At 69.8% G+C, this 23,684-nt stretch carries 24 protein-coding genes and 1 riboswitch; of the genes, 13 read left to right on the top strand and 11 right to left on the bottom strand.

Annotated elements, in window-relative coordinates:
- Nucleotides 1-73 precede the first annotated feature (73 nt).
- Nucleotides 74-194, top strand: a riboswitch (TPP riboswitch).
- The 3 genes from thiC (at nucleotide 188) to KIH27_RS17190 (ending at nucleotide 3,213) form a co-directional block, all read left to right on the top strand.
- Nucleotides 188-1,759 (top strand): phosphomethylpyrimidine synthase ThiC, encoded by a 1,572-nt coding sequence (gene thiC / locus KIH27_RS17200; RefSeq protein WP_214094182.1) that lies wholly within the window; start codon nucleotides 188-190, stop codon nucleotides 1,757-1,759. It overlaps the preceding riboswitch by 7 nt.
- A gap of 6 nt (nucleotides 1,760-1,765) precedes the next feature.
- Entirely contained in the window at nucleotides 1,766-2,590 is an 825-nt protein-coding gene (gene thiD / locus KIH27_RS17195; RefSeq protein ID WP_214094181.1) for a bifunctional hydroxymethylpyrimidine kinase/phosphomethylpyrimidine kinase, read from the top strand.
- Nucleotides 2,587-3,213, top strand: a complete 627-nt coding sequence (locus KIH27_RS17190) for an alpha/beta hydrolase family protein (protein ID WP_214094180.1) — start codon at nucleotides 2,587-2,589, stop codon at nucleotides 3,211-3,213. The genes thiD and KIH27_RS17190 overlap by 4 nt, the downstream gene beginning before the upstream one ends.
- Here KIH27_RS17190 and KIH27_RS17185 read toward each other — a convergent pair.
- Together KIH27_RS17185 and KIH27_RS17180 are read right to left on the bottom strand one after the other, a co-directional pair.
- The gene (locus tag KIH27_RS17185) at nucleotides 3,206-3,595 is read right to left on the bottom strand and encodes a PIN domain-containing protein (RefSeq protein WP_250150293.1); all 390 of its coding nucleotides are present in this window, start codon (nucleotides 3,593-3,595) and stop codon (nucleotides 3,206-3,208) included. The two genes, KIH27_RS17190 and KIH27_RS17185, sit on opposite strands and share 8 nt — an antisense overlap.
- Nucleotides 3,592-3,834, bottom strand: a complete 243-nt coding sequence (locus KIH27_RS17180) for a type II toxin-antitoxin system Phd/YefM family antitoxin (protein ID WP_214094179.1) — start codon at nucleotides 3,832-3,834, stop codon at nucleotides 3,592-3,594. Before KIH27_RS17180 ends, KIH27_RS17185 begins: the two co-directional genes overlap by 4 nt.
- 59 nt (nucleotides 3,835-3,893) lie before the next feature.
- On the opposite strand from KIH27_RS17180, the gene KIH27_RS17175 reads away from it, so the two are divergent.
- Nucleotides 3,894-4,820: an SAM-dependent methyltransferase gene (locus tag KIH27_RS17175; RefSeq protein ID WP_214094197.1), complete on the top strand. Its 927-nt coding sequence runs from the start codon at nucleotides 3,894-3,896 to the stop codon at nucleotides 4,818-4,820.
- Here the strand turns inward: KIH27_RS17175 and KIH27_RS17170 are convergent, their stop codons facing one another.
- The gene (locus KIH27_RS17170; RefSeq protein WP_214094178.1) at nucleotides 4,821-5,006 is read right to left on the bottom strand and encodes a hypothetical protein; all 186 of its coding nucleotides are present in this window, start codon (nucleotides 5,004-5,006) and stop codon (nucleotides 4,821-4,823) included.
- Nucleotides 5,007-5,116: 110 nt separating this feature from the next.
- Here KIH27_RS17170 and KIH27_RS17165 point away from each other — a divergent pair, with 110 nt between their 5' ends.
- Nucleotides 5,117-6,601 carry a flavin-containing monooxygenase gene (locus KIH27_RS17165; protein ID WP_214094177.1) on the top strand — a complete coding sequence of 495 codons (1,485 nt, stop codon included), beginning with the start codon at nucleotides 5,117-5,119 and terminating at the stop codon, nucleotides 6,599-6,601.
- Between the two features lie 14 nt (nucleotides 6,602-6,615).
- On the opposite strand, the gene KIH27_RS17160 is transcribed toward KIH27_RS17165, so the two are convergent.
- On the bottom strand, nucleotides 6,616-7,926 hold the full coding sequence (locus tag KIH27_RS17160; RefSeq protein ID WP_284144767.1) for a TetR/AcrR family transcriptional regulator: 1,311 nt from the start codon (nucleotides 7,924-7,926) through the stop codon (nucleotides 6,616-6,618).
- Between the two features lie 66 nt (nucleotides 7,927-7,992).
- On the opposite strand from KIH27_RS17160, the gene KIH27_RS17155 reads away from it, so the two are divergent.
- The 3 genes from KIH27_RS17155 to KIH27_RS17145 are packed head-to-tail and all read left to right on the top strand — an operon-like array spanning nucleotide 7,993 to nucleotide 9,905.
- On the top strand, nucleotides 7,993-8,229 hold the full coding sequence (locus KIH27_RS17155; RefSeq protein ID WP_214094175.1) for a hypothetical protein: 237 nt from the start codon (nucleotides 7,993-7,995) through the stop codon (nucleotides 8,227-8,229).
- A 25-nt stretch (nucleotides 8,230-8,254) separates the two neighbouring features.
- Nucleotides 8,255-9,184, top strand: coding sequence for a carbon-nitrogen hydrolase family protein (locus tag KIH27_RS17150; protein ID WP_214094174.1), 930 nt, complete (start codon nucleotides 8,255-8,257; stop codon nucleotides 9,182-9,184).
- Nucleotides 9,177-9,905: a class I SAM-dependent methyltransferase gene (locus tag KIH27_RS17145; RefSeq protein ID WP_214094173.1), complete on the top strand. Its 729-nt coding sequence runs from the start codon at nucleotides 9,177-9,179 to the stop codon at nucleotides 9,903-9,905. The genes KIH27_RS17150 and KIH27_RS17145 overlap by 8 nt, the downstream gene beginning before the upstream one ends.
- Before the next feature lie 93 nt (nucleotides 9,906-9,998).
- On the opposite strand, the gene KIH27_RS17140 is transcribed toward KIH27_RS17145, so the two are convergent.
- The 6 genes from KIH27_RS17140 to thiO all read right to left on the bottom strand — a co-directional run bounded on the left by KIH27_RS17140 (nucleotide 9,999) and on the right by thiO (nucleotide 15,810).
- Complete coding sequence (locus KIH27_RS17140) at nucleotides 9,999-11,459, bottom strand: M28 family peptidase (RefSeq protein ID WP_214094172.1); 1,461 nt, start codon at nucleotides 11,457-11,459, stop codon at nucleotides 9,999-10,001.
- On the bottom strand, nucleotides 11,456-12,952 hold the full coding sequence (locus KIH27_RS17135) for a M28 family metallopeptidase (RefSeq protein WP_214094171.1): 1,497 nt from the start codon (nucleotides 12,950-12,952) through the stop codon (nucleotides 11,456-11,458). Before KIH27_RS17135 ends, KIH27_RS17140 begins: the two co-directional genes overlap by 4 nt.
- A 58-nt stretch (nucleotides 12,953-13,010) precedes the next feature.
- Complete coding sequence (locus KIH27_RS17130; RefSeq protein ID WP_214094170.1) at nucleotides 13,011-13,775, bottom strand: SGNH/GDSL hydrolase family protein; 765 nt, start codon at nucleotides 13,773-13,775, stop codon at nucleotides 13,011-13,013.
- An 85-nt stretch (nucleotides 13,776-13,860) separates the two neighbouring features.
- The gene (locus tag KIH27_RS17125; protein ID WP_214094169.1) at nucleotides 13,861-14,622 is read right to left on the bottom strand and encodes a thiazole synthase; all 762 of its coding nucleotides are present in this window, start codon (nucleotides 14,620-14,622) and stop codon (nucleotides 13,861-13,863) included.
- Nucleotides 14,615-14,812: a sulfur carrier protein ThiS gene (gene thiS / locus KIH27_RS17120; protein WP_214094168.1), complete on the bottom strand. Its 198-nt coding sequence runs from the start codon at nucleotides 14,810-14,812 to the stop codon at nucleotides 14,615-14,617. Before thiS ends, KIH27_RS17125 begins: the two co-directional genes overlap by 8 nt.
- Nucleotides 14,809-15,810: a glycine oxidase ThiO gene (gene thiO, locus KIH27_RS17115; RefSeq protein WP_214094196.1), complete on the bottom strand. Its 1,002-nt coding sequence runs from the start codon at nucleotides 15,808-15,810 to the stop codon at nucleotides 14,809-14,811. The genes thiS and thiO overlap by 4 nt, the downstream gene beginning before the upstream one ends.
- A gap of 80 nt (nucleotides 15,811-15,890) precedes the next feature.
- On the opposite strand from thiO, the gene thiE reads away from it, so the two are divergent.
- Complete coding sequence (gene thiE / locus KIH27_RS17110; RefSeq protein ID WP_214094167.1) at nucleotides 15,891-16,571, top strand: thiamine phosphate synthase; 681 nt, start codon at nucleotides 15,891-15,893, stop codon at nucleotides 16,569-16,571.
- A gap of 154 nt (nucleotides 16,572-16,725) precedes the next feature.
- Here thiE and KIH27_RS17105 read toward each other — a convergent pair whose 3' ends face one another.
- Nucleotides 16,726-17,199, bottom strand: a complete 474-nt coding sequence (locus KIH27_RS17105; protein ID WP_214094166.1) for an NUDIX hydrolase — start codon at nucleotides 17,197-17,199, stop codon at nucleotides 16,726-16,728.
- A 186-nt stretch (nucleotides 17,200-17,385) separates the two neighbouring features.
- Here KIH27_RS17105 and glnX point away from each other — a divergent pair, with 186 nt between their 5' ends.
- The 4 genes from glnX (at nucleotide 17,386) to KIH27_RS17085 (ending at nucleotide 23,681) form a co-directional block, all read left to right on the top strand.
- Nucleotides 17,386-18,705, top strand: a complete 1,320-nt coding sequence (gene glnX / locus KIH27_RS17100) for a protein kinase G-activating protein GlnX (protein WP_214094165.1) — start codon at nucleotides 17,386-17,388, stop codon at nucleotides 18,703-18,705.
- On the top strand, nucleotides 18,702-19,679 hold the full coding sequence (locus tag KIH27_RS17095; RefSeq protein ID WP_214094164.1) for a glutamate ABC transporter substrate-binding protein: 978 nt from the start codon (nucleotides 18,702-18,704) through the stop codon (nucleotides 19,677-19,679). The genes glnX and KIH27_RS17095 overlap by 4 nt, the downstream gene beginning before the upstream one ends.
- A complete protein-coding gene (locus KIH27_RS17090; RefSeq protein WP_214094163.1) occupies nucleotides 19,679-21,940 on the top strand; it encodes a serine/threonine-protein kinase PknG in 2,262 nt (753 codons plus the stop codon). The genes KIH27_RS17095 and KIH27_RS17090 overlap by 1 nt, the downstream gene beginning before the upstream one ends.
- Before the next feature lie 190 nt (nucleotides 21,941-22,130).
- Nucleotides 22,131-23,681 (top strand): hypothetical protein, encoded by a 1,551-nt coding sequence (locus tag KIH27_RS17085; protein ID WP_214094162.1) that lies wholly within the window; start codon nucleotides 22,131-22,133, stop codon nucleotides 23,679-23,681.
- Nucleotides 23,682-23,684: the final 3 nt, after the last annotated feature.

The raw sequence follows: 23,684 nt of genomic DNA, 5'->3' as shown, positions 1-23,684 counted from the left end.
GGCGCGATTCTCCCCCGCCCACTCCGACGGTCCCTCCCCAACCCTGTCGCGCTGCGCTAGCGTGAGTACCGCCAACCACCACCGCGGGAGCGCATCCAGTGCGCTGAGAGGACGGCCTCGCTAACTCTGCACAGCCGTCGACCGTACGAACCTGACCGGGTAATGCCGGCGTAGGGAGATGAAGAACATGACCGATGTCGCGATCGAGGCCAACGTCACCACCGGGCCGATCCCGTACAGCACCAAGCACTACACCGATCTGCCCGGTGTCCCGGGTGCGAAGGTGCCGTGGCGGCGGGTGAACCTGACCACCGGTGAGCACTTCGACCTCTACGACACCTCCGGGCCCTACACCGACGAGAACGCGGTCATCGACCTGAGCGCCGGCCTGCCCGCCCGCCCGGGGGTGGTCCGCGACCGCGGCACTCAGTTGCAGCGCGCCCGCGCCGGGGAGATCACCGCCGAGATGGCGTTCATCGCCGCCCGCGAGGGCTTCCCGGCGGAGTTCGTCCGCGACGAGGTGGCCGCCGGGCGTGCGGTGATCCCGGCTAACCACAACCACCCGGAGCTGGAGCCGATGATCATCGGCAAGGCGTTCAAGGTGAAGATCAACGGCAACATCGGCAACTCCGCGGTCACCTCCTCGATCGCCGAGGAGGTCGACAAGATGGTGTGGGCGACCCGCTGGGGCGCGGACACCATCATGGACCTGTCCACCGGCAAGGACATCCACGAGACCCGCGGCTGGATCATGCGCAACTCTCCGGTGCCGATCGGCACCGTGCCGATCTACCAGGCGATGAAGGAGGTCGACGGCGACCCTCGCAAGCTGACCTGGGAGATCTACCGCGACACCGTGATCGAGCAGTGCGAGCAGGGTGTGGACTACATGACCGTGCACGCCGGGGTGCTCTTCGACCACGTGCTGCTGACCACCGACCGGATCACCGGCATCGTCAGCCGCGGCGGTTCGATCATGGCGAAGTGGTGCATGACGCATCAGACCGAGTCGTTCCTCTACACCCACTTCGAGGAGATCTGCGAGATCCTCGCCCGCTACGACGTCACGTTCTCCCTCGGTGACGGGCTGCGGCCGGGCTGCATCGCCGATGCCAACGACGCCGCGCAGTTCGCCGAGCTGCGCACCCTGGGCGAGCTGACCAAGATCGCGAAATCCCATGGCGTGCAGGTGATGATCGAGGGCCCCGGCCACGTGCCGATGCACAAGATCGTCGAGAACGTGACGCTGGAGGAGGAACTCTGCGAGGAGGCCCCGTTCTACACGCTCGGGCCGCTGACCACCGACATCGCGCCGGCCTACGACCACATCACCTCGGCGATCGGCGCGGCCATCATCGGCCGGGCCGGCACCGCGATGCTGTGCTACGTCACCCCCAAGGAGCACCTGGGCCTGCCGAACCGCGCCGACGTCAAGGCGGGCGTGATCGCCTACAAGATCGCCGCGCACGCCGCTGACCTGGCCAAGGGGCACCCGCACGCGCAAGAGCGTGACAACGAATTGTCCCGCGCCCGTTTCGATTACCGCTGGCACGACCAGTTCGCGCTGTCGCTGGACCCGGAGACCGCCAAGGCCTACCACGACGAGACACTGCCCGCCGAGGCCGCGAAGTCCGCGAAGTTCTGCTCGATGTGCGGTCCGCAGTTCTCCGCGATGCGGGTCAGCCGGGACGCCCGGGAGTACGCCGCGAAGTACAACCTGATCCCGATCACCCCGATCGGACCCGGCACCGACAACTAACCGCCGGTGCACTTCCTGCCGCTACCGCTGCCGGGGACGACGCCGGCGCGGGTGCTGACCATCGCCGGGTCGGACTCCGGCGGCGGTGCGGGCATGCAGGCCGACATGCGCACATTCGCGCTGCTCGGCGTGCATGCCTGCGCCGCGGTGACCGCCGTCACCGTGCAGAACACCGTCGGTGTCAAGGGTTTTCACACGATCCCCCCGGAGACCGTCGCCGCGCAGATCGACGCGGTCACGTCCGACATCGGCATCGGCGCGGCGAAGTCCGGGATGCTGGCGTCGGCGGAGATCATCACCGCGGTGGCGGCCACCTGGCGCACGCTGGATGTGCCGCTGGTGGTGGATCCGGTCTGCGCATCGATGCACGGCGATCCGCTGCTGCCCGAGTCGGCCCTGGATGCGCTGCGGGACACGCTGTTTCCGCTGGCGACGCTGGTGACGCCGAATCTGCACGAGGTGCGCCTGCTGGTCGGTATCGACGTGGTGGACGGCGACAGTCAGCGTGCCGCGGCGAAAGCGCTGCACGCGCTGGGACCGCGGTGGGCACTGGTGAAGGGCGGGCACCTGCCGGCCAGTGGGCAGAGCCCCGATCTGCTCTACGACGGCACCGAGTTTCACGAGTTCACCGGGCCGCGGATCGCCACCGGCGACGACCACGGCGCCGGGGACACGCTGGCCGCGGCCACCACCGCCGCGCTCGCGCACGGGTACAGCGTCCCGGAAGCGCTGACGTTCGCCAAGCGCTGGGTCACCGAGTGCCTGCGCTCGGCCTACCCGCTCGGCCACGGCCACGGCCCGGTCTCGCCGCTGTTCCGACTGTGGGTATGAGCCGCACCGAGATTCCCGTCATCGCCGGGATCGCGAACCACCCGGACGGCACCCCGGCCGGCGCGGTGCTGCTGGCGCACGGCGCCGGCGGCGACCGGGAATCGCCGATGCTGCAGGCGCTCTGCGACGAGTGGGCACGGCGCGGTTTCCTGGCGATCCGCTACAACCTGCCGTTCCGGCGGCGACGACCCAAGGGCCCGCCCGGCGGCAACGGCGCCACCGACCGGGACGGCATCATCGCGGCGATCGCCCACGTCCACGAACTCACCGGTGGCCCGCTGATCGTCGGCGGGCACTCCTACGGCGGCCGGCAGACCTCGATGGTGATCGCCGAAAAGCACGCGCAGGCCGATCTTTTGACACTGTTCTCCTACCCGGTGCACGCCCCTGGCAAGCCGGAGCATCCGCGCACCGAGCACCTGTCGCGCATCACGGTGCCGACCGTCTTCACCCACGGCGGCTCCGATCCGTTCGGCACCCTGGCCGAGGTGCGCGCCGCCGCCGCGCTGATCGACGCGCCCACCGAGGTCGTCGAGATCGCCAAGGCCCGCCACGATCTCGCGTCGAAGACGCTGGACGTGCCCGCGCTGGCGGTGGACGCCGCGCTGCGGCTACTCAGCTGACCGGGCTGCGCACGTCGACGAGGTCGTCGATGATCGCGAAATCCCCGGTGTTGTGCGTCAGCAGGGGGACACCGTACGTGTTCGCGGTGGCAGCGATCGCAAGATCGGCCGCACGGCGGCGCGGTTGGCCGCCCCGGTTGCGCACCGCGGCGGACAGTCGCCCCCACTCCCGGGCGACCGCCACGGTGATCGGCAATGGATCGAACGTCGCCTCTACCTCACCCAGTCGCGCCACGCGACGGGCGCGCTCCTCATCGTCGGCGGCGGCCAGCACGCCAAAGTGCAGCTCGGAGATCGAGACGACGCTGATCGCCGCCGTCACGCCCAGCGGCCGGTCGGGTGCGATCAGCACCGAGGTGTCAAGCACGACGTTCAGGGTCATGCGAACGGATCGGCGAGCGTGGCGGGAAACGTCTCCAGGTCCGCGGCGAGGGTCTGAGGCGCCGGGGTGTGCCACACCTGCGCCAGGGCCGGCCCGCTCACCCACTGCCGGTTCTGCGTGGGTCCGAGTCGGGCGACCGGACGGCCGGCAACGGTGATGACGAACTCCTCCCCCGCCTCAGCACGTCGCAGCACGTCCGCGACGTTATTACGCAGATCCTTCTGCGGGATTGTCACCATCCACAGACGGTAGCAGAACTGCTACCCGTAGTGTTCGTGGCAGACCCTCGGAGGTGGAGATGCTCAGAACCGACGACGACACCTGGCAGATCACCGAGAGCGTGGGCGCCACCGCGCTCGGGGTGGCGGCCGCCCGCGCCGCGGAGACCGAGAGCGATCACCCGCTGATCAGCGACCCGTTCGCGCGGCTGTTCCTTGATCGCGCCGGCCCCGGCATCTGGAGCATCTACGACGACACCGACCTACCGGCCGAACTGGACCCGGAGGTGCGGGAGCTGGCGCGGGCCATGGTCGACTTCATGGCGGTGCGGACGGTGTTCTTCGACGAGTTCTTCCACGCCGCCACCGACGGCGGCCTGCGCCAGGTCGTGATCCTGGCGTCCGGACTGGACGCCCGGGCGTGGCGGCTGCCGTGGCCGGCCGGCACCGTCGTCTACGAACTGGACCGGCCGGAGGTGCTGGACTTCAAGGCGGAAACGCTGGCACCGCACGCCGCCCGCCCGAAAGCCGACCTGGTGAACGTGCCGGTCGACCTGCGCCACGACTGGCCGCGGGCGCTCACCGACGCCGGCTTCGACCCGGCCCGCCCCACCGTGTGGTCGGCGGAAGGCCTGCTGCGCTACCTGACACCGGCCGATCAGGACCGGCTGATCGACACGATCCACGAGCTCAGCGCGCCCGGCAGCTGGTTGGCGGCCAACGCGGTCAGCCCCGATGCGATCGACCCCGACCGATTGGCCCGGCAGCGCGACCAGATGCGCCACCTGCGTACCGCCGCCGCCGCGCTGGCCGGTCAGCCCGTCGTCGACCTGGAAGAACTGTGGTACCCCGAGCGGCGCACCGACCTGCGCGACCAACTGACCGGGCACGGCTGGCACGTGTCGACGACGAGCATGGCGACACTGCTCGCCCAGCACGATCGACCGCCCGCGGCGGCCGCGGCGTTCCCGAGCGTCTTCGTCTCGGCGCAGCTGAACTGGCCGTGATCAGCGGTCGTAGTCGTCGTCGCCGGACGGGACGCTCTGGTGCTGTTCGATCAGGTCGGCGGTGTCGGCCTCGGTTCCGACCGGGAACGGCTCGACACCCTCCAGCGGCTCCCCGGCGAAAACCGCTTGATCGGCGAGGTCGTTCTCACTCGCACGGTCACTGGCCTCGGTGAGGTAATCGGTCATGGCTGCCTCCTGTCGCAGCGGTCACGATCAGCGGATATGCCCAGTGTGCACCCGCGACACCGGTGTCGGCGAGCTTCGTTGCTACCCGGGGGTCAGGTACCGTCTTTTTCATGAGTACGGAGCAGTTCGACGTCATCATCGTGGGCGCGGGCTTCGGCGGAATGGGCGCGGCGATCGAGCTGCGCAAGCTCGGTTACGACAACATCGTCCTGCTCGAGCGCGAGGACGACCTCGGCGGGACGTGGCACGTCAACCGTTACCCGGGCCTGGCCGTCGACATCCCGTCCACCACCTACTCCTACTGGTTCGAGCCCAACCCGGACTGGTCGCGGCTGTTCGCCACCGGCCCCGAACTCAAGCGGTACGCCGAGCACGTCGCCGACAAGTACGACGTGCGCCGGCACATGCGTTTCAACACCACCGTCGAGGGCGCCCACTGGGACGACGACGCCCGCGTCTGGCAGGTCGCACTCGCCGGCGGTGAGACGCTGAGCGCTCGGTACCTGGTCACCGCCACCGGCTTCCTGTCCCAGCCGAAGATGCCCGACATCCCCGGCATCGACGACTTCGCCGGCAAGGTCGTGCACACCACTGCCTGGGACGACGACCACGACTTCACCGGCCGCCGCGTCGGCCTGATCGGCACCGGCGCCACCGCGGTGCAGCTGATTCCGCAGCTGGCCAAGACCGTCGGCGACTTGACCGTGTATCAGCGCACGGCGATCTGGGTGGCGCCGAAACTGGACCTCGAGTTCGCCCCGGTGGTGCGCACGGTGTTCAAGCGGCTGCCGTTCGTGCAGCGGGCGGTGCGCTTCGTCACCGACTACCTGCTGGAGTTCATGACGCTGACCGCGGTGCTGAACTACCCCTACTTCCGGCGGCTGTCGATCGCCGGCATGGACGCCTGCAAGATCCACCGGTTCATCCAGGTCCGCGACAAGGAACTGCGCGCCAAGCTGACCCCGAACTACGACATCGGCTGCAAGCGGCCCAGTTGGTCCAACGACTACTACCGCACCTTCACCAAGCCGCATGTGCACCTGGAGACCACCGGCATCGAGCGGATCGAGCCGGACGGCATCGTCACCGCCGACGGCCGCCGCAGCGAGATCGACACCCTGGTGCTGGCCACCGGATTCGACCTGTGGGAGGCCAACTTCCCGGCGATCGAGATCGTCGGCCGCGGCGGCCGCAATCTCGGAAAGTGGTGGCGGGAGAACCGGTTCCAGGCCTACCAGGGCGTGTCGATCCCGGCGTTCCCGAATTTCCTGAGCCTGGCCAGCCCGTACGCGTTCTGCGGTCTGTCGTTCTTCAACACGATGGAATACCAGATGCGCCACATGGGTCGGCTGTTCGGCGAACTGCAGCGACGCGGCGACACCACGTTCGAGGTGACCGAGGCGGCCAACGCCCGGTTCCTGGACCGGATGACCGAGCGTCTGGACACATCGGTGTTCTACGCCGGTGACTGTGCGACGTCGCGGTCGTACTACTTCAACCCCAGCGGGGAGGCGTCGCTGCTGCGGCCCACCTCGGTGCGCAACGCGGTGCACGACGGGGCGCACTTCCCGCTGACGGACTACACGTTCGCCTGACGGACCGGGTCGAGTTACCCGGCCCCGCCGAGCAGCACGTACGTCATCATCCGGCGCATGCAGGCCTGCGCGTACCCCGGCTCCGCTTTCTGGTCGCGCAGCAGGTGACCCGGATCGGCCACCAGCGACACCGCCGCGTGCACCAGCAGCCGCGCCGGCACGACGCCGAGGTCCGGCCGCAGCGCACTCAGCGGTCCGACCCACGAATCGGTGACGCCGCGCTCGGTGTCGCGCAGCAACTCCTGCTCCTCGGAGGTGAGGTTGACCCGTTCGGTCTCGTAGATGGCCGACAGTTCGGGGTTGGCCAACCAGGTGGCGACGTAGGCCTCGATCAGCCGGTCCAGCGCCTGGCGCGGGTCGGGGAACACCCCCACGATCGCCGACAGTTCCCCGGCGACCCGGTCCGCGGAGCGTTTGAACGCCTCCCCGAGGATCTCGCCCTTGCTGGAGAAGTACCGGTAGACACCGGACGCCGGCACTCCGATCGCGTCGGCAATCTGCGTCACGCTGGTCTCGGCGTACCCCTGCTCGCCGAAGAGCATGATCGCCTTGTACAGCAGCGACTCGTACGGTCCGGCGTCCGGGGTGAAGATGCGCCAAACCGACAACCGGGCCGGTTCGCACGCCGCCGCCTCCGGGAACTCCACCGACAGCAGCGCCGTCGCCGCCTCGGATAGCACCTCGCGGACCACGTCGTCGTCGGCGGAGATCCGGTGTTCGTTGACGCTGCCGATCACGCTGAGCAGGCCGACCGAGAGCATCCAGCGCTCCTGCGCGGACAGCCCCGGTCTGGTCTTGAGCAATCCGCGCTGGATGCGCTTGTTGACCAGCCGCATGCCCTTCATCAGCTCGGCCTGGTCCTCCGGCCGCAGATAGCGTCGCTCCCAGCGGTACAGACCGCCGGACGCACGGGTGAGCAGTGCCGCGTCGATCAGTGCGTGAACCAGTCGGTTCAGCAGCGCCTCCGGGTCGGCGGCCACCTCGGCGTCGGACACCTCGTCGACGAAGTCGGTGTGCCGCACCAGTTCTTGTCCGAGTGCACTCACCACCGCGGCGAACATGTCGTACTTGCTCGCGTAGTGCCGGTACAGCGCGGGAGCAGAGATGTCGACCTTGGCGGCTATCGCCTCCATGCTGGTCGCGTTGTATCCCTGCGCGCTGAACATCTCTGCCGCGACCCGGTTGATCTGTGCTTTTCGGTCTATCGGCCGCCGCTTGACCCGTACGCTTGACCGGTCCGCGGCGCCGTCAACTGCTCCGAGCGTGGTCACCACCCCACATCGATTCAGATTGGAATTTACTGTGTGCCGAGAGATTCCTAGCATAGCCGCGTTCACTCTGTGCTGTCGGGTCTGCGCGACGCCACGAAACACGGCGCGTTGGAGGCCCCGATGCTGAGTCGATTCCTGGCGATCGCCCGCCGGGTGCTCGAATTCGAACTGCCACTTGGTTGGTGGGCCGTCCCGGCTTTCGCACTCGCGCTGCCCTACCTGTTGATCGGCGTCGGATGGACGGCCGTGCATCCCGGGCACCTGCGGGGTCTGGCCGGGATCGATCTGGTGGTGTCGGTGGTCGGCTCGGTGGCACTGTGGCCGGTGCTGGTGCTCGCCGCCGTCTGCCTGCCGTAACTCCGATTACGGCTACCCTGGCGCCATGACCCGTGTCGCGGTGGTGCAGCAGGCAGCGATCCCGGCGGACGTGCCGGCCAACCTGGCGATGTGCGAACAACTCGCCGACGACGCCGCCGGGGCGGGCGCGGAGATCATCGTGCTGCCCGAGTTCTTCAGCACCGGAATGGCGTTCCTGCCCGAACTGGTCGACTGCGCACAACCCGCGGACGGGGCGGCCGCGGGCCTGCTGACCCGGCTCGCCCGTCGGCACCACGCGATCGTCGGCGGTTCGTTCCTGTGCCGGGACGCCGACGGCGACACCCGCAACGCGTTCTTCCTGGCCACCCCGGACGGCGAATTCGTCGGCCGGCACGACAAGGACCTGCCGACGATGTGGGAGAACTGCTTCTACGTCGGCGGTGACGACGACGGCGTGCTGCCGGCGGTGGACGGCTTCACCCCGGGGGCGGCGGTCTGCTGGGAGTTCATGCGCACCCAGAGCGTGCGCCGGATGCGCGGCCGGGTCGACGTGGTGCTGGGCGGTTCCTGCTGGTGGAGTGTGCCGGAGTGGCCGCCGCATGCGGTGACGCAGCGCTGGGAGGAGGCCAACGCCGCCACCGCGGCGGATGTCGCACCGGCGTTCGCCCGGCTGGTCGGCGCCCCGGTGGCGCACGCCGCGCACTGCGGCGACGTGGTCTGCCCGATGCCGCTGACGCCGCTGACCTACCGCGGCCACTGCCAGGGCGGCGCGGTGATCGTCGCGGCGGACGGGCAGGTGCTGGCCCGGCGGGACCGGACGGCGGGGCCGGGGTTCGCGATGGCCGACGTCACGATCGGGCGGGTGACGCCGCTGGATGAACCGCCCGGCGGATTCTGGCTGCACGACCGGGGGCCGCTGCCGGCGGTGTCGTGGACCTACCAGAACTGGCACGGCAAACGGTGGTACGCCAAGCATGGGAGGCGTCATGGCTGAGCAGACCGGCGCCCCGGATTTTGACGAGCTGTACCGCGACAACCGGCCGGTGTCCACCCCGTGGGACATCGGCGCCCCGCAGCCGGTGATCGAGCAACTGGTGGCCTACGGCGCGCTGCGCGGCGATGTGCTCGACCCGGGCACCGGGCCGGGGCACCACGCGATCTACTACGCGTCGAAGGGTTATTCGGTCACCGGCATCGACGTCTCCGCCGCGGCCATCGACCGCGCCCGGGACAACGCCGAAACAGCCGGTGTGACAGTCGATTTCCAGGTCGCGGACGCCACCGCGCTGGACGGCTTCACCGGCCGGTTCGACACCGTCGTCGACTGCGCGTTCTACCACGTGTTCGCCGACGACGAGCAACTCCGCAGCGGCTACCTGCGGGCGCTGCACCGCGCCACCCGGCCGGGCGCCCGGCTGTTCATGTTCGAGTTCGGGGTGCACAACGTCAACGGCTGGATCTGGAACGGCTTGTCGGCGGACCACTTTCGGCAGGCGCTGCCCGACGCCGGGTGGCGGATCGACTACCTGGGGCCCACCACCTACCAGGCCACGTTCACCGCGGAGACGTTCGCCCGGATGGCGCAGGCGCAGGATCAGGCGGACTGGCGCAAGCGGCTGGCGGGGGTGCACGACCGGTTCGACGTGATCGAGCCGCTGCTGGACCATCATCGGGTGCACCTGCCGTTCTGGATGGTGCACGCCACCCGGGTCTGACGCCGAAGTCCCGCGACCGTGCATAACTCACCGCCGTTCCCGCAGGTGGGGGTGGTGAACTCTGCACGGTCGCGAGGTTAGGGTGCGGGGGGGTTACGGCCCCAGCGCCGGCCGGTGTCGCCGGCTGCGGGGCGGAACCCCGTTGGGGCCCTCGATCGATTCCGCGTAGGTGCCGACGGCGAACGCCACCGCGGCCCCGGTGACCGACAGCGCGTCGACGTTGACGTTGTCGACGGTGTCGCGGGCCCCGCGGTAGTTCGGGTCGAAGGGGAAACCGGGTTTGCCGCCCCACAGCCGCGCCTGCGCGGTGGTCTTCAGCTGCGACGCCCCGGTGGTCACGCCGCCGATCGGCACCCCGGCCACCACGAACGGGCTGTAGTCGGTGGCGCTGCTCAACGGCATGTCCGCGGGCCGCTTGCCGGCCAGGTTCAGGTAACCGGCCAGTGTCCGCTCGATGCCCGCCGAACCGTTGGGCACATCGGACGGGGCGATGTCGCGGCTGGGCAGCGCGGACTGGTCGCCGTCGTAGGTGAAGAAGCCGGGGTTCGGCGACCCGAGCATGTCGAAGTTGAGATACAGCGCGATGTCGTTGAGCTGATCGCGGTCCAGCCCGAACACGTAGTCGGTGGAGCCGCCCAGTTGCTGCTCCTCGGCGCCCCAGAACGCGAACCGCACCGCGTTCGTCACCGCCGGCGACGGCCCCAACTGAAGTGCGGTCTCCAGCACTGCCGCCACCCCCGAACCGTTGTCGTTGATCCCCGGGCTGCGGTAGGCGCTGTCCAGGTGCGCGCCCACCATCACGACGTCGTGTTCGGAACCGGTCTTGGTCTGCGCCAGCACGTTCCGTGACGTGAACTTCACCGTGACCCCGTCCAGCACCAGCCGCACCCGGCCGGTGGTGCGGCGCAGCGCGGCGGCACCGTCACTGCCGGTCACCGCCACCGGCATCGTCAGCAGGTCGTAGTAGCCGGGTGAGAACAGCCCGGCCGGTGGCCCGTCGCGGCTGGGCAGGCTGACCACGATCAGCGCCCCGGCGCCGCGCTGCGCCGCCGCGTTCTGCTTGTCGACCACCGAGCATCCGGCGTCGTTGACCACCGCGATCGACGGGCGGGGCACCTTGGCGGGGTAGTCCGCGGCCGTGCAACCCGACGGCCGGCTCGGCCGCACCACCGGTCCGGTCAGCCCGCCCTGCGGGGTCCGCACCAGCAGCGACGCCTGATCCACCGGGAAGCCCGCGCCGTCGACGGTCAGCGTGGGCTTGCCCTGCGACCGGGTGTCCAGCCGGCTGATCTCCGGCGTCGTCACCTCGAAGCCCTTGTCGCGCAGCGTTTTCACGACGTAGTCGGCGCTCGCGTCGAAACCCGTTGTGCCGTCGGAACGATCACCGCGGTGCGCGTCGGCGATGTCCTGCAACTGCTGCAGATGGGCCAGCATCGCCGCCGCCGTCAGCTGCCCGGCCAACCGGTCCGGCAGTGCCCGTGTCGACTCCGTCGGCTCCGGTGCGCAACCGGCCAGTGTGAGGGCGAGCAGCAGAACACCCGCCGGGCGGATCATGGCTTGTTGAGCACGTGCCGGGTGCGGTCCTCGCGAACCGGAACACCGTTGCGGCCGCTGAGATCCTGGGAGTACAGACCGGCCGCGTAGGCGGCGCCGGGACCGTTGATCGCCAGTTCGTCGCGGTCGATGTTCTCGATGGTGTCGCCCTTCTGGTGGTAGTTCGGGTCGAACGCCTCGTCGGCGGTGCCGCCCCACAGCTTGGCCTCGTCGGCGGTCTTCTTCACCTCCGCGCCGGAGAACAGCCCACCGGACGGAACGCCCGCCTGGGTGAACCCGTCGTAGTCCGACCGGCCGTCGAACTGGGTGTCCTGCGCGGTCTTTCCAGCCGACTTCAGGTAGCCGGTCAGGGTGCGTTCGATACCGGCCGAGCCCTCCGGCACGATCGGCTGCCCGCGCTTGTCGGCATCCAGCGACTGGTCGCCGTCGTAGGTGAAGTAGCCGGGGTTCGGCGAGCCGAGCATGTCGAAGTTCAGGTACAGCGCGATGTTCTTGAGCTCCTCGACGTCCAGTGTCTCGACGTACTTGCTGGAGCCGATCAGGCCGAGTTCCTCCGCACCCCAGAAGCCGAACCGCACCGCATTGTGAACGTCCGGCGAATTACCCAGTTGCAGAGCGGTTTCCAGGATGGACGCCACCCCGGACCCGTTGTCGTTGATGCCGGGCCCCTCCGGGACACTGTCCAGGTGGGCGCCGAGCATCACCACGTTCTCGGTCGAGCCGGTCTTGGTCTGCGCGATCACGTTGCGCGACGGGATGTTGTCGGTGTGCGCGTCGAGTTTGACGGTGATCTTCCCGTGCGTCTCGCGCAGCATCGCGCCGTCAGCCTTGGTCACGCTCACCACCGGGATCTTGACGTCCGTCTTCTCCCCGAGGGTGCCACCCATCTTCGGCTCGTCGACGCTGTCGGCGACGACCATCGCGACCGCGCCCTTCTCGACGGCCACCGCCATCTTCTCCTTGAACGGGCAGCTGCCGCGGTCCACCAGCACGACGGCGTCCTTGACCATCAGACCGTCGTAATCCTCTGCGGTGCAACCGGGGCTGTCATCGGCCGGCACGGCCACCAGCGGCCCCTCGACGCCCTCGGCGGCGGTGCCGATGCTGTACAGCAGGGCCCGGGCGTCGACGATCTTGCCGCCGATGGTCACCGTGCCCGGCTCGGCCTTGAAGACCCGGGCGGTGAACTCCGGGGTCTGCACGTCGAAGCCGTGCTCACGCAGGGTGTTCGCGACGTAGTCGACGCTGGCGTCGAAACCCGGCGTGCCGATGGCCCGAGTGTTGTTGTTGGCGTTGGCGATGTCCTGCAGCTTCTGCAGGTGCGCCATGATCGCGTCGATTTTGACCTTGCTGCTCAGCGTCGTTGCGAACTCGGCGGCCGCCTTCACGTCCGCGTCGGATTGTTGCTGGCTGCGGCTGCAACCACCACTGAACAGGGCTCCGATCAGAACCCCACCGGCCAGGGCGGGCAGCAGTCTCGACTTGTAATCCACCGCGTCCACGTTAGCCGGTTAGCCAGCTGGAAGCGGTCATGCACAGGTCACGGCTGCGCTACGAGACGGCACCGACCTGCGCCGCCACCAGGTCGGCCACCGCGGCCATCCCGGCGGCGTTGGGGTGAAACGGCAACGGCCGCCACGGCAGCAGCAGACCGCCGCCGACGGTCCACGGCAGCGCCGACCAGGGGTGGTGGTCGCGGCTGGCCTGCCCGGCACGCACCAGGTCGCAACCGGTGGCCGCCGCCGCGGCGGCGGTGTGCCGCTCCAACTCCTCGGCGATGTGGCGGCCCAGTGCGACGACCTTCTCCGGCAGCGGCCCGGCCTTCGTTCCGGCCGGTGGCAGCACGGTGAGGTAGTCGACGAACACCACCCGGGCGTGCGGTGCGCGCTCCCGCACCGCCTGGCCGACGTTTGCCAGTTTGGCTTCGACCCCGCCCAGCGCTCGGTCGCGTTTGCGCGCGTCGAGCAGGTCACCGGTGATCGGCAGGATCGGGGCGAACGGGCCGAACAGCGACGCCGCGGTCAGCATCGGCACGTAGCCGACGTCGTTGCCGCCGATGGTGATCGTCACCAGCGACTCAGTGCCGTCCAGCGCGTCGACCTGCGGGGGCGCCCCGAACTGCCGGTCGGTCAGCACGTGCGCGGTCGTCGCGCCCGAGTAGGTGACATCAACCAGATCCAGGTCCAACTGCTGCGCCACCAGGTGCGGGTAGTTGCGCGTCGAGCGGCCGGCCTGCCACGGCGAACCCGGGACGCCGGGCCGGATTCCGGGCCCGGCCGCCATCGAACTGCCCAGCGCCACATAGCGGTTGGTCATCGTCCCCCCTCTCCCCCGCCGAACGTGAGCGTGGCTTCACGCTCGGCGGTCGAACGTGCACCTGGCTTCACACTCGGCGCGGACTTCACAGCGCCGGGCTGGACGCCTGCGCCCAGAAGCGCTTCGGGATCCGCCCGGCGCGGCGCGCCAGGTGTCCAGCGGTGACGGCGGACGCCATCGCCGCGGCCATCAGTGCCGGATCGGCGGCCCGGGTCACCGCGCTGGCCAGCAGCACCGCGTCGCAGCCGAGTTCCATCGCCAGCGCGGCGTCACTGGCGGTGCCGATGCCGGCGTCCAGGATCACCGGCACCCCGGCCGCCTCGACGATCATCTCGATGCTGTGCGGGTTGGTGATCCCCAGGCCGGTGCCGATCGGCGAGCCGAGCGGCATCACCGCCGCGCAGCCGGCGTCCTCCAGTCGCCGGGCCAGCACCGGGTCGTCGGTGGTGTAGGGCAGCACCACGAACCCGTCGTCCACCAATTGCTCTGCGGCCCGGACCAGTTCGACCGCGTCGGGCAGCAGGGTGCGCTCGTCGCCGATCACCTCCAGCTTCACCCATTCGGTGCCCAGCGCCTCGCGGGCCAACTGCGCGGTGAGCACCGCCTCGGCCGCGCTGTAGCAGCCGGCGGTGTTCGGCAGCGGCGTGATGTCCAGGCGGCTCAGCAGATCCAGCATGCCGGTGCCGCCCTCGGCGTCGACCCGGCGCATCGCGACCGTCGTCAACTCGGTCCCGGACGCCACCAGGGCCTCCTCGAGCACCGCCAGGCTCTGCACCCCGCCGGTGCCCATGATGAGCCGGGACGAGAACTCCCGCCCGGCGATCGTCAGCTTCGTGTCGTCAACCACCTTGCACCGCCGTCACCACTTCCAGTCTCGCACCATCGGAAAGCGGTGTCGCCCAATCAGATCGGGGCAGCACCGCTTGATTCACCGCGACCGCGATGCCGCGGTCGGGGTAGCCCATCGACGCCAGCAGGCCGGCGACCGTGGTCGTCTCGTCGACCTCGATCGGTTTCTCGTTGACGCTGACGATCATCTCGCTCCTACCGGGAGTAGTTCGGACACCACCTGTTCGGCGGTCCACGGGGCCAGCAGGAAACCGTTGCGGCCGTGCCCGGCGGCGACTACCGTGCGTTCGTCGAGGCGGCGCACCAGCGGCAGGTTGTCCGGTGTCATCGGGCGCAGGCCCGCGGCGCACTCGGCCAGCTCGTACTCGCCCAGCGCCGGCACCAGCGCGCAGGCGTCGTCGAGCAGGTCGCGCACCCCCGACACCGCCGGTGCGGTGTCGCGGCCGTGCTCGTACTGGGTGGCCCCGACCACCACGCCGTCGGCGCGCGGCACCAGGTACACCGCCCGGCCGTGCACCCGGGCCCGGATCACCCGTCGCGGCGCGGGCAGGCAGCCACGCCGCCAGCGCAGCCGCAGCACCTCGCCTTTCACCGGCCGGATCGGCAGGCCCGGCCAGAGCGTCGGGGCGTCGATGCCGTTGGCGATCACGACCGCGTCGGCATCGGCCACCTCGACCAGCGCAGCGACCGGCCCGGCCCAGGCCACGCCCAGCTCCCGGCAGGCCGTCCGCAGCGCCTCGACCACCGCGCGGTTGTCCACCGCCAGTTCGGTGGGGGCGCGGAACCCATGCCGGACGCCGACGGCCAGCAGCGGCTCGACGTCGCGGGCGGCGGACTCCCAGATCACCGGGTGGCCCTGTGCGGCCAGCCAGTCGGCGACGGTGCGCAGGTCGGCCACGTCGGCCCGGTCGACGGCCACCACCAGCGACTCGTGGGCGGTGACGACCTGCGCGGGCAGGCCGTCGAGGAAGTCGTGCCACAGCGCCAGCGACCGCAGTCCGAGCCGCAACTGCCGGTCCTCGCCGGGCCAGCCCTCGCTGTGCGGGGCGAGCATGCCGCCGGCCACCCAGGACGCGCCGGGCTCGCCGCTGTCGTGCACGGTCACGGCCCAGCCGGCGCGGGCCGCCTGCCGCGCCACCGACAGCCCGATGACGCCGCCGCCGATGACGGCAAGCGACCCGGTCAGGCCGGTTTTCTCGGCTGTTTGCGGCACCCTCGCATCCCTCCGCGGTATCGACTGTCGAGGCTAGCCGCTACCGTCGCGATGTGCACAAACGCTCCGCACTTCGCGCCCGGCTCGCCGACGCACGGCTGTACCTGTGCACCGACGCCCGCCGGGAACGCGGCGACCTGGCCGAATTCGCCGACGCCGCGCTGGCCGGCGGGGTGGACCTCATCCAGTTGCGCGACAAGGGGTCGCCCGGCGAGCAGAAGTTCGGCCCACTGGAGGCGCGCGGTGAACTGGAGGCGCTGGCCGTCCTCGCCGACGCCGCCCACCGGCACGGCGCGCTGCTGTCGGTCAACGACCGCGCCGACATCGCCCGCGCCGCCGGCGCCGACATCCTGCACCTGGGACAGGACGACCTGCCGCTGTCGATGGCCCGGGAGATCATCGGCCCGGATCCGCTGATCGGCCGCTCCACCCACGACGCCGCCCAGGTGCGCGCGGCCGCCGCTGAGTCCGTCGACTACTTCTGCGTCGGCCCGTGCTGGCCCACCCCGACCAAGCCGGGTCGTCCCGCGCCCGGCCTGGAACTGCTCGGCACGGCGGCCGCGGCGGCCGGCGACAAGCCGTGGTTCGCGATCGGCGGGATCGACGCCGAGCGGCTGGGTGAGGTGCTGGCCGCCGGCGCTCGCCGGGTGGTGGTGGTGCGGGCGATCACCGCGGCGGAGGATCCGCGGGCGGCCGCGGCGGCGCTGCGGGCGGCGCTGGACGCCGCCGGCTGAGGCGGCCACGGAGGCGACCACTGCCTGAGGCGGCAGGGTTTTTGCCCGCCTCTGCGCGACTACGCCCGTCAAATCTCCGTTCGGTGCCCCCGTTGTCGCTCAGAGGCGGGCACAACGCCGCACTGTCCAAGCCCGCCGACCGGCCCGGAAGACGTCAGCCAAGCAGGCCGAATCCGCGTAAGTCCGGCCAGCTGGCGGCGAAGCCGGGGTGCAGCCGCAGCCCGGCCACCTCGTCCTCGGCGACCCAGCGCAGTTCGGTGCTCTCCCGGTTGGGGGTGACCGGCAGCAGCTCGTCGGTGTCGGCGATCACCGTGGTGTAGGTCCAGGTCGCGCCGCTGACGGTGGCGGTGACGACGGCCGCCTGGATCACGATGCGGTCGGGCGCCAGGCCGGTTTCCTCCTGCGCCTCGCGCACCGCGGCCTGCTCGGGGGTCTCGTGGCTGTCGCGCGCACCGCCGGGCAGCGCCCAGGTGCCGCCCTGGTGACTCCACCACGCCCGGTGCTGCAGCAGCACCGCCCGGTTGCCGTCGTGCTGGGGCGCCCGCAGCAGCAGGCCCGCCGCACCGTGTCGGCCCCAGTAGCGCGTGCCAGTGTCGGAGAACGCCCACCCGTCACCATCACCCCGCACGGAATCGAGAGTAACGGCGGTCCCGGCGGGGCGGCAGCGGCCCCGGCCCACACCGTCACCCCAGCGGCCCGCGCAACATTTTCGCAACTCCCGTCGTGGCGAAGCGCCGGAACGCCGGTACGCTCTTAGAATCCCTTTATTATCGTTGGAGCGACAGGCAGCTGCAGGGATGGAGTCTGAACAGACGTGACCGTTGAGTTGGCGCATCCGTCAACCGAACCGCTGGGGTCGCGGTCGCCGACCGAATCGGCGCGCCCGCGCTGGTGGTTCTTCACCACCACCCCCGGCCTGATCCTGACCATCGGGATCATCCTCGCCTGCCTCGGCGGCGCCAGCGCCTTCGCGACCGCCACCACCATCAACAACCGGCAGAACACGCTGACCACGGTGCTCGACCACACCGAACCGCTGGCGTACAACGCCGGCCGGCTCTACACGACGCTGTCGGTCGCCGACGCCGCCGCCGCCACCGCGTTCATCGCCCAGGCCGAGCCGCTGGCGGTGCGTCAGCGCTACGAGCAGGCCATCACCGACGCCGCCGTCGCGGTCACCCGGGCCTCGGGCGGGCTGACCGACGAGCCGCTGGTGCAGCTGCTCGGCCGGATCAACGCCGAACTGGCCGTCTACACCGGCCTGATCGAGACCGCCCGCACCAACAACCGGTCCGGCGACCCGGTCGGCTCGTCGTACCTGTCCGAGGCCTCAGAGCTGATGCAGCACACGATCCTGCCGGACGCGCAGCGGCTCTACCAGGCGACGTCGGAGACCGTCGACACCCAGACCACGGTCGCCACCCGGGTGCCGGGGCCGGTGTTCGTCGTCGTGCTGGCCACCGTGCTGTTCGGCGCGTACGCGCATCGCTGGCTGGCCCGGCGGACCCGACGGCGGATCAACCCCGGCCTGGTCACCGGTGGTCTGGCTATCCTGCTGATGGTGATCTGGGTCGGCACCGTCATGACGATCTCCACCACCGGCAGCCGCACCGCCAAGAACACCGGCGCCGAGTCGCTGAAGGCCATCACCGCCGTGGCGATCACCGCCCAGCAGGCCCGCGCCGACGAGACCCTGTCGCTGATCCGGCGCGGCGACGAGGAGACCCGCAAGCAGACGTTCTACGACCGCATCAGCGCCATGCGCCAGCAGCTCGACGACTACCTGGCCCGCGGCGATGCCGTCGACAAGGCTGACCTGGCCGACGCCGGTCAGCTGCTCGACCAGTGGCTGCAGGCCAACGACCGGATCAACTCCTACATCTCCGTCGGCAACTACCGGGCCGCCACCCAGGTCGCGCTGGGCGGCACCGGCACCAACTCCACCCCCGCGTTCGACCAGCTCGACGCCGCCCTGGACAAGACCATGCAGCACAGCCGCAGCCAGCTGCGCAGCGACGTCCTCAACGCCCGCCGGGTGCTGTCGGTGGCGCCGGTCGGCGGCGCGGTGCTCAGCCTGGGCGCCGCGATCGCGGTGGCGCTCGGGCTGTGGCCACGACTGAACGAGTACCGATGAGGACCGCCGCGATGAGACGCCGCCTCGGCGCCGCACTGGCCGCGGCGCTGATCCTGACCGGCTGCAGTCACCCGGAGTTCACGACGCCCACCGCGGTGCCGACCCTGCCACCGCCGACGCCGGCCGGTATGGAGGAGCTGAGCCCGGAGCCGCCACAACCACCCGAACCGGGCACCGACGACTGCGACGCCACCGCCAGCCTGCGCCCGTTCCGCAGCAAGGCCGAGGCCGACGAGGCCGTCGCCAACATCCGCAAACGCGGCCGGCTGCTGGTCGGGCTGGACATCGGCAGCAACCTGTTCAGCTTCCGCGACCCGATCACCGGTGAGATCACCGGCTTCGACGTCGACATCGCCGGCGAGGTGGCCCGCGACATCTTCGGCACCCCCGTGCAGGTCGAGTACCGGATTCTGGCGTCCGCCGAGCGCATCGCGGCGCTGCAGAAATCCGAGGTCGATATCGTGGTCAAGACCATGAGCATCACCTGCGAGCGGCGCAAGAAGGTCAACTTCTCCACGGTGTACCTGACCGCGAACCAGCGGCTGCTGGTGCCGCGCGACTCCTCGATCCGGCAGGCCCCCGACCTGTCCGGCAAGCGGGTCTGCGTCGCGCAGGGCACCACCTCGCTGCGTCGCATCCGGCAGATCAACCCGGCGCCGATCATCATCTCGGTGGTGAACTGGGCCGACTGCCTGGTCGCCCTTCAGCAGCATCAGGTGGACGCCGCGAGCACCGACGACTCGATCCTGGCCGGGCTGAAGGCCCAGGACCCCTACCTGCACATCGTCGGGACCAGCATGGACGCCGAGCCGTACGGGATCGGCATCAACCTGCACAACACCGGCCTGGTCCGCTTCGTCAACGGCACGCTGGAGCGCATCCGCCGCGACGGCACGTGGAACACGCTGTACCGCAAGTGGTTGACGCCGCTCGGCCCGGCGCCGGTGCCACCCACCCCGAGGTATTCGGACTGATGGCAGAGACTTCCGACGACACCGACGAGCCCGCCGACGACTACCCCGAGGACGAGGGTCCGGCCACGCAGCGCGCCGACGTGCTGGTCGAGTCGTCGTCGGTGCGCCGCCCGATGTCCACCCAGGCCATCTTCCGGCCCCGCGCCGAGTCCGACACGGAGTCACCGGCCGGCGGCACCGGGCTGTCGGACACCGTCGTCACCCGCGTCGCGGTGCCGAACCGCCGGCTCGGCGGCGGGCTGGTGGAGATCCCGCGGGTACCCGACGTGGACCCGATCGCGGCGCTGATGGTCGACCCCGTGGTCGCCGAGGCGAAGCGGTTCTGCTGGAACTGCGGCCGCCCGGTCGGCCGTGCCACCGCCGATGCCGAGGCCGCCTCCGAGGGCTGGTGCCCGCACTGCGGGAGTCCGTATTCGTTTCTGCCGCAACTGAAGCCGGGTGATCTGGTAGCGGGCCAGTACGAGATCAAGGGCTGCATCGCGCACGGCGGACTGGGCTGGGTGTATCTGGCGGTCGACCACAACGTCAACGAGCGCCCGGTTGTGCTCAAAGGCCTGGTGCACTCCGGCGACGCCGAGGCGCAGGCGATCGCGATGGCCGAGCGGCAGTTCCTGGCCGAGGTGACGCATCCGTCGATCGTGAAGATCTTCAACTTCGTTCAGTCCCCCGACGCGCACGGGGACCCGGTCGGCTACATCGTGATGGAGTACGTCGGCGGGCAGTCGCTCAAGCAGCGCCGCGGCAGCCGGCTGCCGGTGGCGCAGGCCATCGCCTACATGCTGGAAATCCTTCCGGCACTGGCATATCTGCACTCCCTCGGCCTGGTCTACAACGACCTGAAGCCGGAGAACATCGTGCTGACCGAGGAGCAGCTCAAGCTGATCGACCTGGGCGCGGTGTCGCGGGTCAACTCATTCGGCTACCTCTACGGCACGCCGGGCTACCAGGCACCGGACATCGTTCGCACCGGCCCGACGGTGGCCACCGACATCTACACGGTGGGCCGCACCCTGGCGGCGCTGACGCTGAAACTGCGCACCCGCGACGGCCGGTACGTCGACGGACTGCCTGAGGACGACCCGATCCTGGTGAAGTACGACTCGTTCCACCGACTGCTGCGCCGCGCCATCGACCCCGACCCGCGGCGGCGGTTCACCTCCGCCGAGGAGATGTCGGCCCAGTTGATGGGGGTGCTGCGCGAGGTGGTCGCCCGCGACAGCGGGGTGCCGCGGCCGGGACTGTCGACGGTGTTCACCCGGTCTCGCTCCACGTTCGGCGAGCACCTGCTGGTCGCGCACACCGACGTCTACCTGGACGGGCACGTGCACTCCCAGAAGCTGACCGCCCGGGAGATCGTCGGCGCACTGCAGGTACCGCTGATCGACCCGACCGACGTTGCGGCACAGGTGCTGTCGTCGATCGAGCTGAGTGAGCCGGTGCAGACGCTGGACTCGCTGCGCGCAGTGCGGCACAGCGCGGCCGACAACGAGACCATCGACCTGACCGAGTCGATCGCGCTGCCGCTGATGGAGGTGCGGGCACTGCTGGACCTCGGCAACGTCACCAAGGCCACCAGCAAGCTCGACGACCTCGCCGACCAGGTCGGCTGGCGGTGGCGGCTGATCTGGTTCCGCGGGGTGGCCGGCCTGCTCACCGGCGACTACGACGCGGCCCGCAAGGACTTCACCGAGGTGCTGGACATGTTCCCCGGCGAACTGGCGCCGAAAATGGCGATGGCCGCGACGGCCGAACTGGCGGGCACCGACGACGAGCGCGCCTTCTACGAATCGGTGTGGCGCACCGACGACAGCGTGGTCTCGGCCGCATTCGGGCTGGCCCGCGCCCTGTCGGTGGAGGGCGACCGGGCCGCGGCGGTGCGCACCCTCGACGAAGTGCCCGCCACCTCACGGCATTTCACGACCGCCCGGTTGACCTCGGCGGTGACGCTGCTGTCCGGGCGGACCGCCCACGAGATCACCGAGGCACAGATCCGCGACGCGGCGCGGCGGGTGGAGGCGCTGCCGGACACCGAACCGCGGGTGCTGCAGATCCGGGCGCTGGTGCTGGGCGCGGCGATGGACTGGCTGGGCGAGCACGAGGCCAGCACCAACCACATCCTCGGCTTCCCGTTCACCGAGCACGGGCTGCGCCTCGGGGTGGAGACCGCTTTGCGCGGCCTGGCCCGGTTGGCGCCCACCCAGGCGCACCGCTACGCACTGGTCGACATGGCCAACGCGGTGCGGCCGATGAGCACGTTCTGACACTTTTACTGCGGTGTTCCTTCGCTCACACCCGACAGGATGGCCGGAAACCCCGCTCAGCTCCGCGACCAGTAGGGATGCAGCACACAGCTAACAGCTGAGGAATGTGAACTTTCGTCCGCGTACTGCGAAGTTGGTTGAATCGGATGCTAACGTCCAGCTCCCAATCAGCTTTTAACAAGGAGTGTTCATGCAGCACGCACTGCGGCCCTGGGTCACCGCCAGCGTCGTGATCACCGGCGCCGGTCTGATCGCCGCCGCCCCCACCGCACCGCAGCTCGGCGCGGCGCACCGCCTGGTTGAGCTCACCAGTGGCGCGAGCGCAGCCTTCGTGGATGCGACCCAGCTGTGGCAGAACACCGAGGCGAACTGGAATGCGCTGTACCCGCAGGGATTAGAGCACGCACCGAACTTCTTCACCGACACGGTCACACCGGGCGTGAGCGAGGGGCTCAAGGCCCTGCTCACCGGCCACGCCGACACCGACGTGTTCAGCCCACTCTCGCTGCTGACGGTGGGCGCGCTGAGCCTGACCGGCCCCACCCTGGGTCTCGAAGCGGTTTTCAGCACCGCCAACCAGCTGAGTGATTCCTTAACCGACAGCATCAAGGCCGGCGACTTCACCCAGGCATTCAAGGATCTGGGCCTGCTGCCCACCTCCCTGCTCAACGCCTACCTGAACGGCGCATCCGGCTCCGACGACGCAGCGGCGTTCGGTCTGCTCACCGGCAATTCGCACGATCACCTGGCCACCGGTGCCATCTCCGCATCGCAGGCACTGCAGAAAACCTTGGCGGACATGGTGGCCTACGCGGGCGGCACGCACACGATGAGCGATCCGCTGTCGCTGGGCACCGGCTCACTGGCGGTCAACGTCGACCTGAACGAGGCGCTGGACAAGGTCGGCATCGACATTCCGAGCAGCATCAAGTTCGACATCCCCGAATTCCACGGCGGCGGGAACACCGTCGACATCTCACTGAGTTCGCTGAACCTGCCCGACCACATCAGCTACACCATCCCGAAGGACGTCGTCGGCGGCCAGACGGTGCACATCCCGCTGAACCTGAACCTCCCGGACCACATCAGCTACACCATCCCCGAGGAGACCGTCGGCGGGAACACCATCGACATCAAGACGGGCTTCCCGTCTGAGATCAGTTACAAACTGCCGGAGGAATGCGTCTTCGGCCACTGCATCGGCGGCAACACCGTCAGCATCCCGACCCACTTCCCCGATCACATCAGCTACACACTGCCCGAGCACACCTTCGGCGGGCAGACCGTCGACATCCCGCTGCACCTGAACCTGCCGGATTCGATCGACTACACGATCCCGGAGACCGCCGTCGGCGGCGAGACCGTTCAGGTGGCGCTCCCGCATGTGCCGGACCACATCAGTTACACCATCCCCGAATTCGACTTCGGGGGGAACACCGTCGAGATCCCGACCGGCATCGACATCCCCGACTCGCTGCAGATCCCGGTTCACCTCGACGACCTGTTCCACGGCTCGGCGGTGCCGGCCTACATCGCGGATCTGTCGAAGGATCTGCTGGCGGTGAGCGGCATCTTGTTCGGGCATATCGAAGGCGTCGACCTGACCGTGGCCAACCCGGTACTCGAAGCGGGACCGCTGCTGCACGACCTGTTGGCATCCCTGAACCTGCCGGTGTCGCTGGACGGGGACCTGTCCGTGGACCTCACCAACGTGGTCGCGGAATTGCTCAACACCTTCTGAGCC

The sequence above is a fragment of the Mycolicibacter acidiphilus genome (genome assembly GCF_018455725.1).
Lineage (GTDB): Bacteria > Actinomycetota > Actinomycetes > Mycobacteriales > Mycobacteriaceae > Mycobacterium > Mycobacterium acidiphilum.
This window is presented reverse-complemented; position numbering and strand designations above follow the sequence as displayed.

Excerpts from the sequence above, each read along its gene's own strand:
- thiC (WP_214094182.1), top strand. The coding sequence starts at position 188 with ATGACCGATGTCGCGATCGAGGCCAACGTCACCACCGGGCCGATCCCG.
- KIH27_RS17190 (WP_214094180.1), top strand. The coding sequence starts at position 2,587 with ATGAGCCGCACCGAGATTCCCGTCATCGCCGGGATCGCGAACCACCCG.
- KIH27_RS17185 (WP_250150293.1), bottom strand. The coding sequence starts at position 3,595 with ATGACCCTGAACGTCGTGCTTGACACCTCGGTGCTGATCGCACCCGAC.
- KIH27_RS17180 (WP_214094179.1), bottom strand. The coding sequence starts at position 3,834 with ATGGTGACAATCCCGCAGAAGGATCTGCGTAATAACGTCGCGGACGTG.
- KIH27_RS17175 (WP_214094197.1), top strand. The coding sequence starts at position 3,894 with ATGCTCAGAACCGACGACGACACCTGGCAGATCACCGAGAGCGTGGGC.
- KIH27_RS17170 (WP_214094178.1), bottom strand. The coding sequence starts at position 5,006 with ATGACCGATTACCTCACCGAGGCCAGTGACCGTGCGAGTGAGAACGAC.
- KIH27_RS17165 (WP_214094177.1), top strand. The coding sequence starts at position 5,117 with ATGAGTACGGAGCAGTTCGACGTCATCATCGTGGGCGCGGGCTTCGGC.
- KIH27_RS17160 (WP_284144767.1), bottom strand. The coding sequence starts at position 7,926 with ATGCTAGGAATCTCTCGGCACACAGTAAATTCCAATCTGAATCGATGT.
- KIH27_RS17155 (WP_214094175.1), top strand. The coding sequence starts at position 7,993 with ATGCTGAGTCGATTCCTGGCGATCGCCCGCCGGGTGCTCGAATTCGAA.
- KIH27_RS17150 (WP_214094174.1), top strand. The coding sequence starts at position 8,255 with ATGACCCGTGTCGCGGTGGTGCAGCAGGCAGCGATCCCGGCGGACGTG.
- KIH27_RS17145 (WP_214094173.1), top strand. The coding sequence starts at position 9,177 with ATGGCTGAGCAGACCGGCGCCCCGGATTTTGACGAGCTGTACCGCGAC.
- KIH27_RS17140 (WP_214094172.1), bottom strand. The coding sequence starts at position 11,459 with ATGATCCGCCCGGCGGGTGTTCTGCTGCTCGCCCTCACACTGGCCGGT.
- KIH27_RS17130 (WP_214094170.1), bottom strand. The coding sequence starts at position 13,775 with ATGACCAACCGCTATGTGGCGCTGGGCAGTTCGATGGCGGCCGGGCCC.
- thiS (WP_214094168.1), bottom strand. The coding sequence starts at position 14,812 with ATGATCGTCAGCGTCAACGAGAAACCGATCGAGGTCGACGAGACGACC.
- KIH27_RS17095 (WP_214094164.1), top strand. The coding sequence starts at position 18,702 with ATGAGGACCGCCGCGATGAGACGCCGCCTCGGCGCCGCACTGGCCGCG.
- KIH27_RS17090 (WP_214094163.1), top strand. The coding sequence starts at position 19,679 with ATGGCAGAGACTTCCGACGACACCGACGAGCCCGCCGACGACTACCCC.
- KIH27_RS17085 (WP_214094162.1), top strand. The coding sequence starts at position 22,131 with ATGCAGCACGCACTGCGGCCCTGGGTCACCGCCAGCGTCGTGATCACC.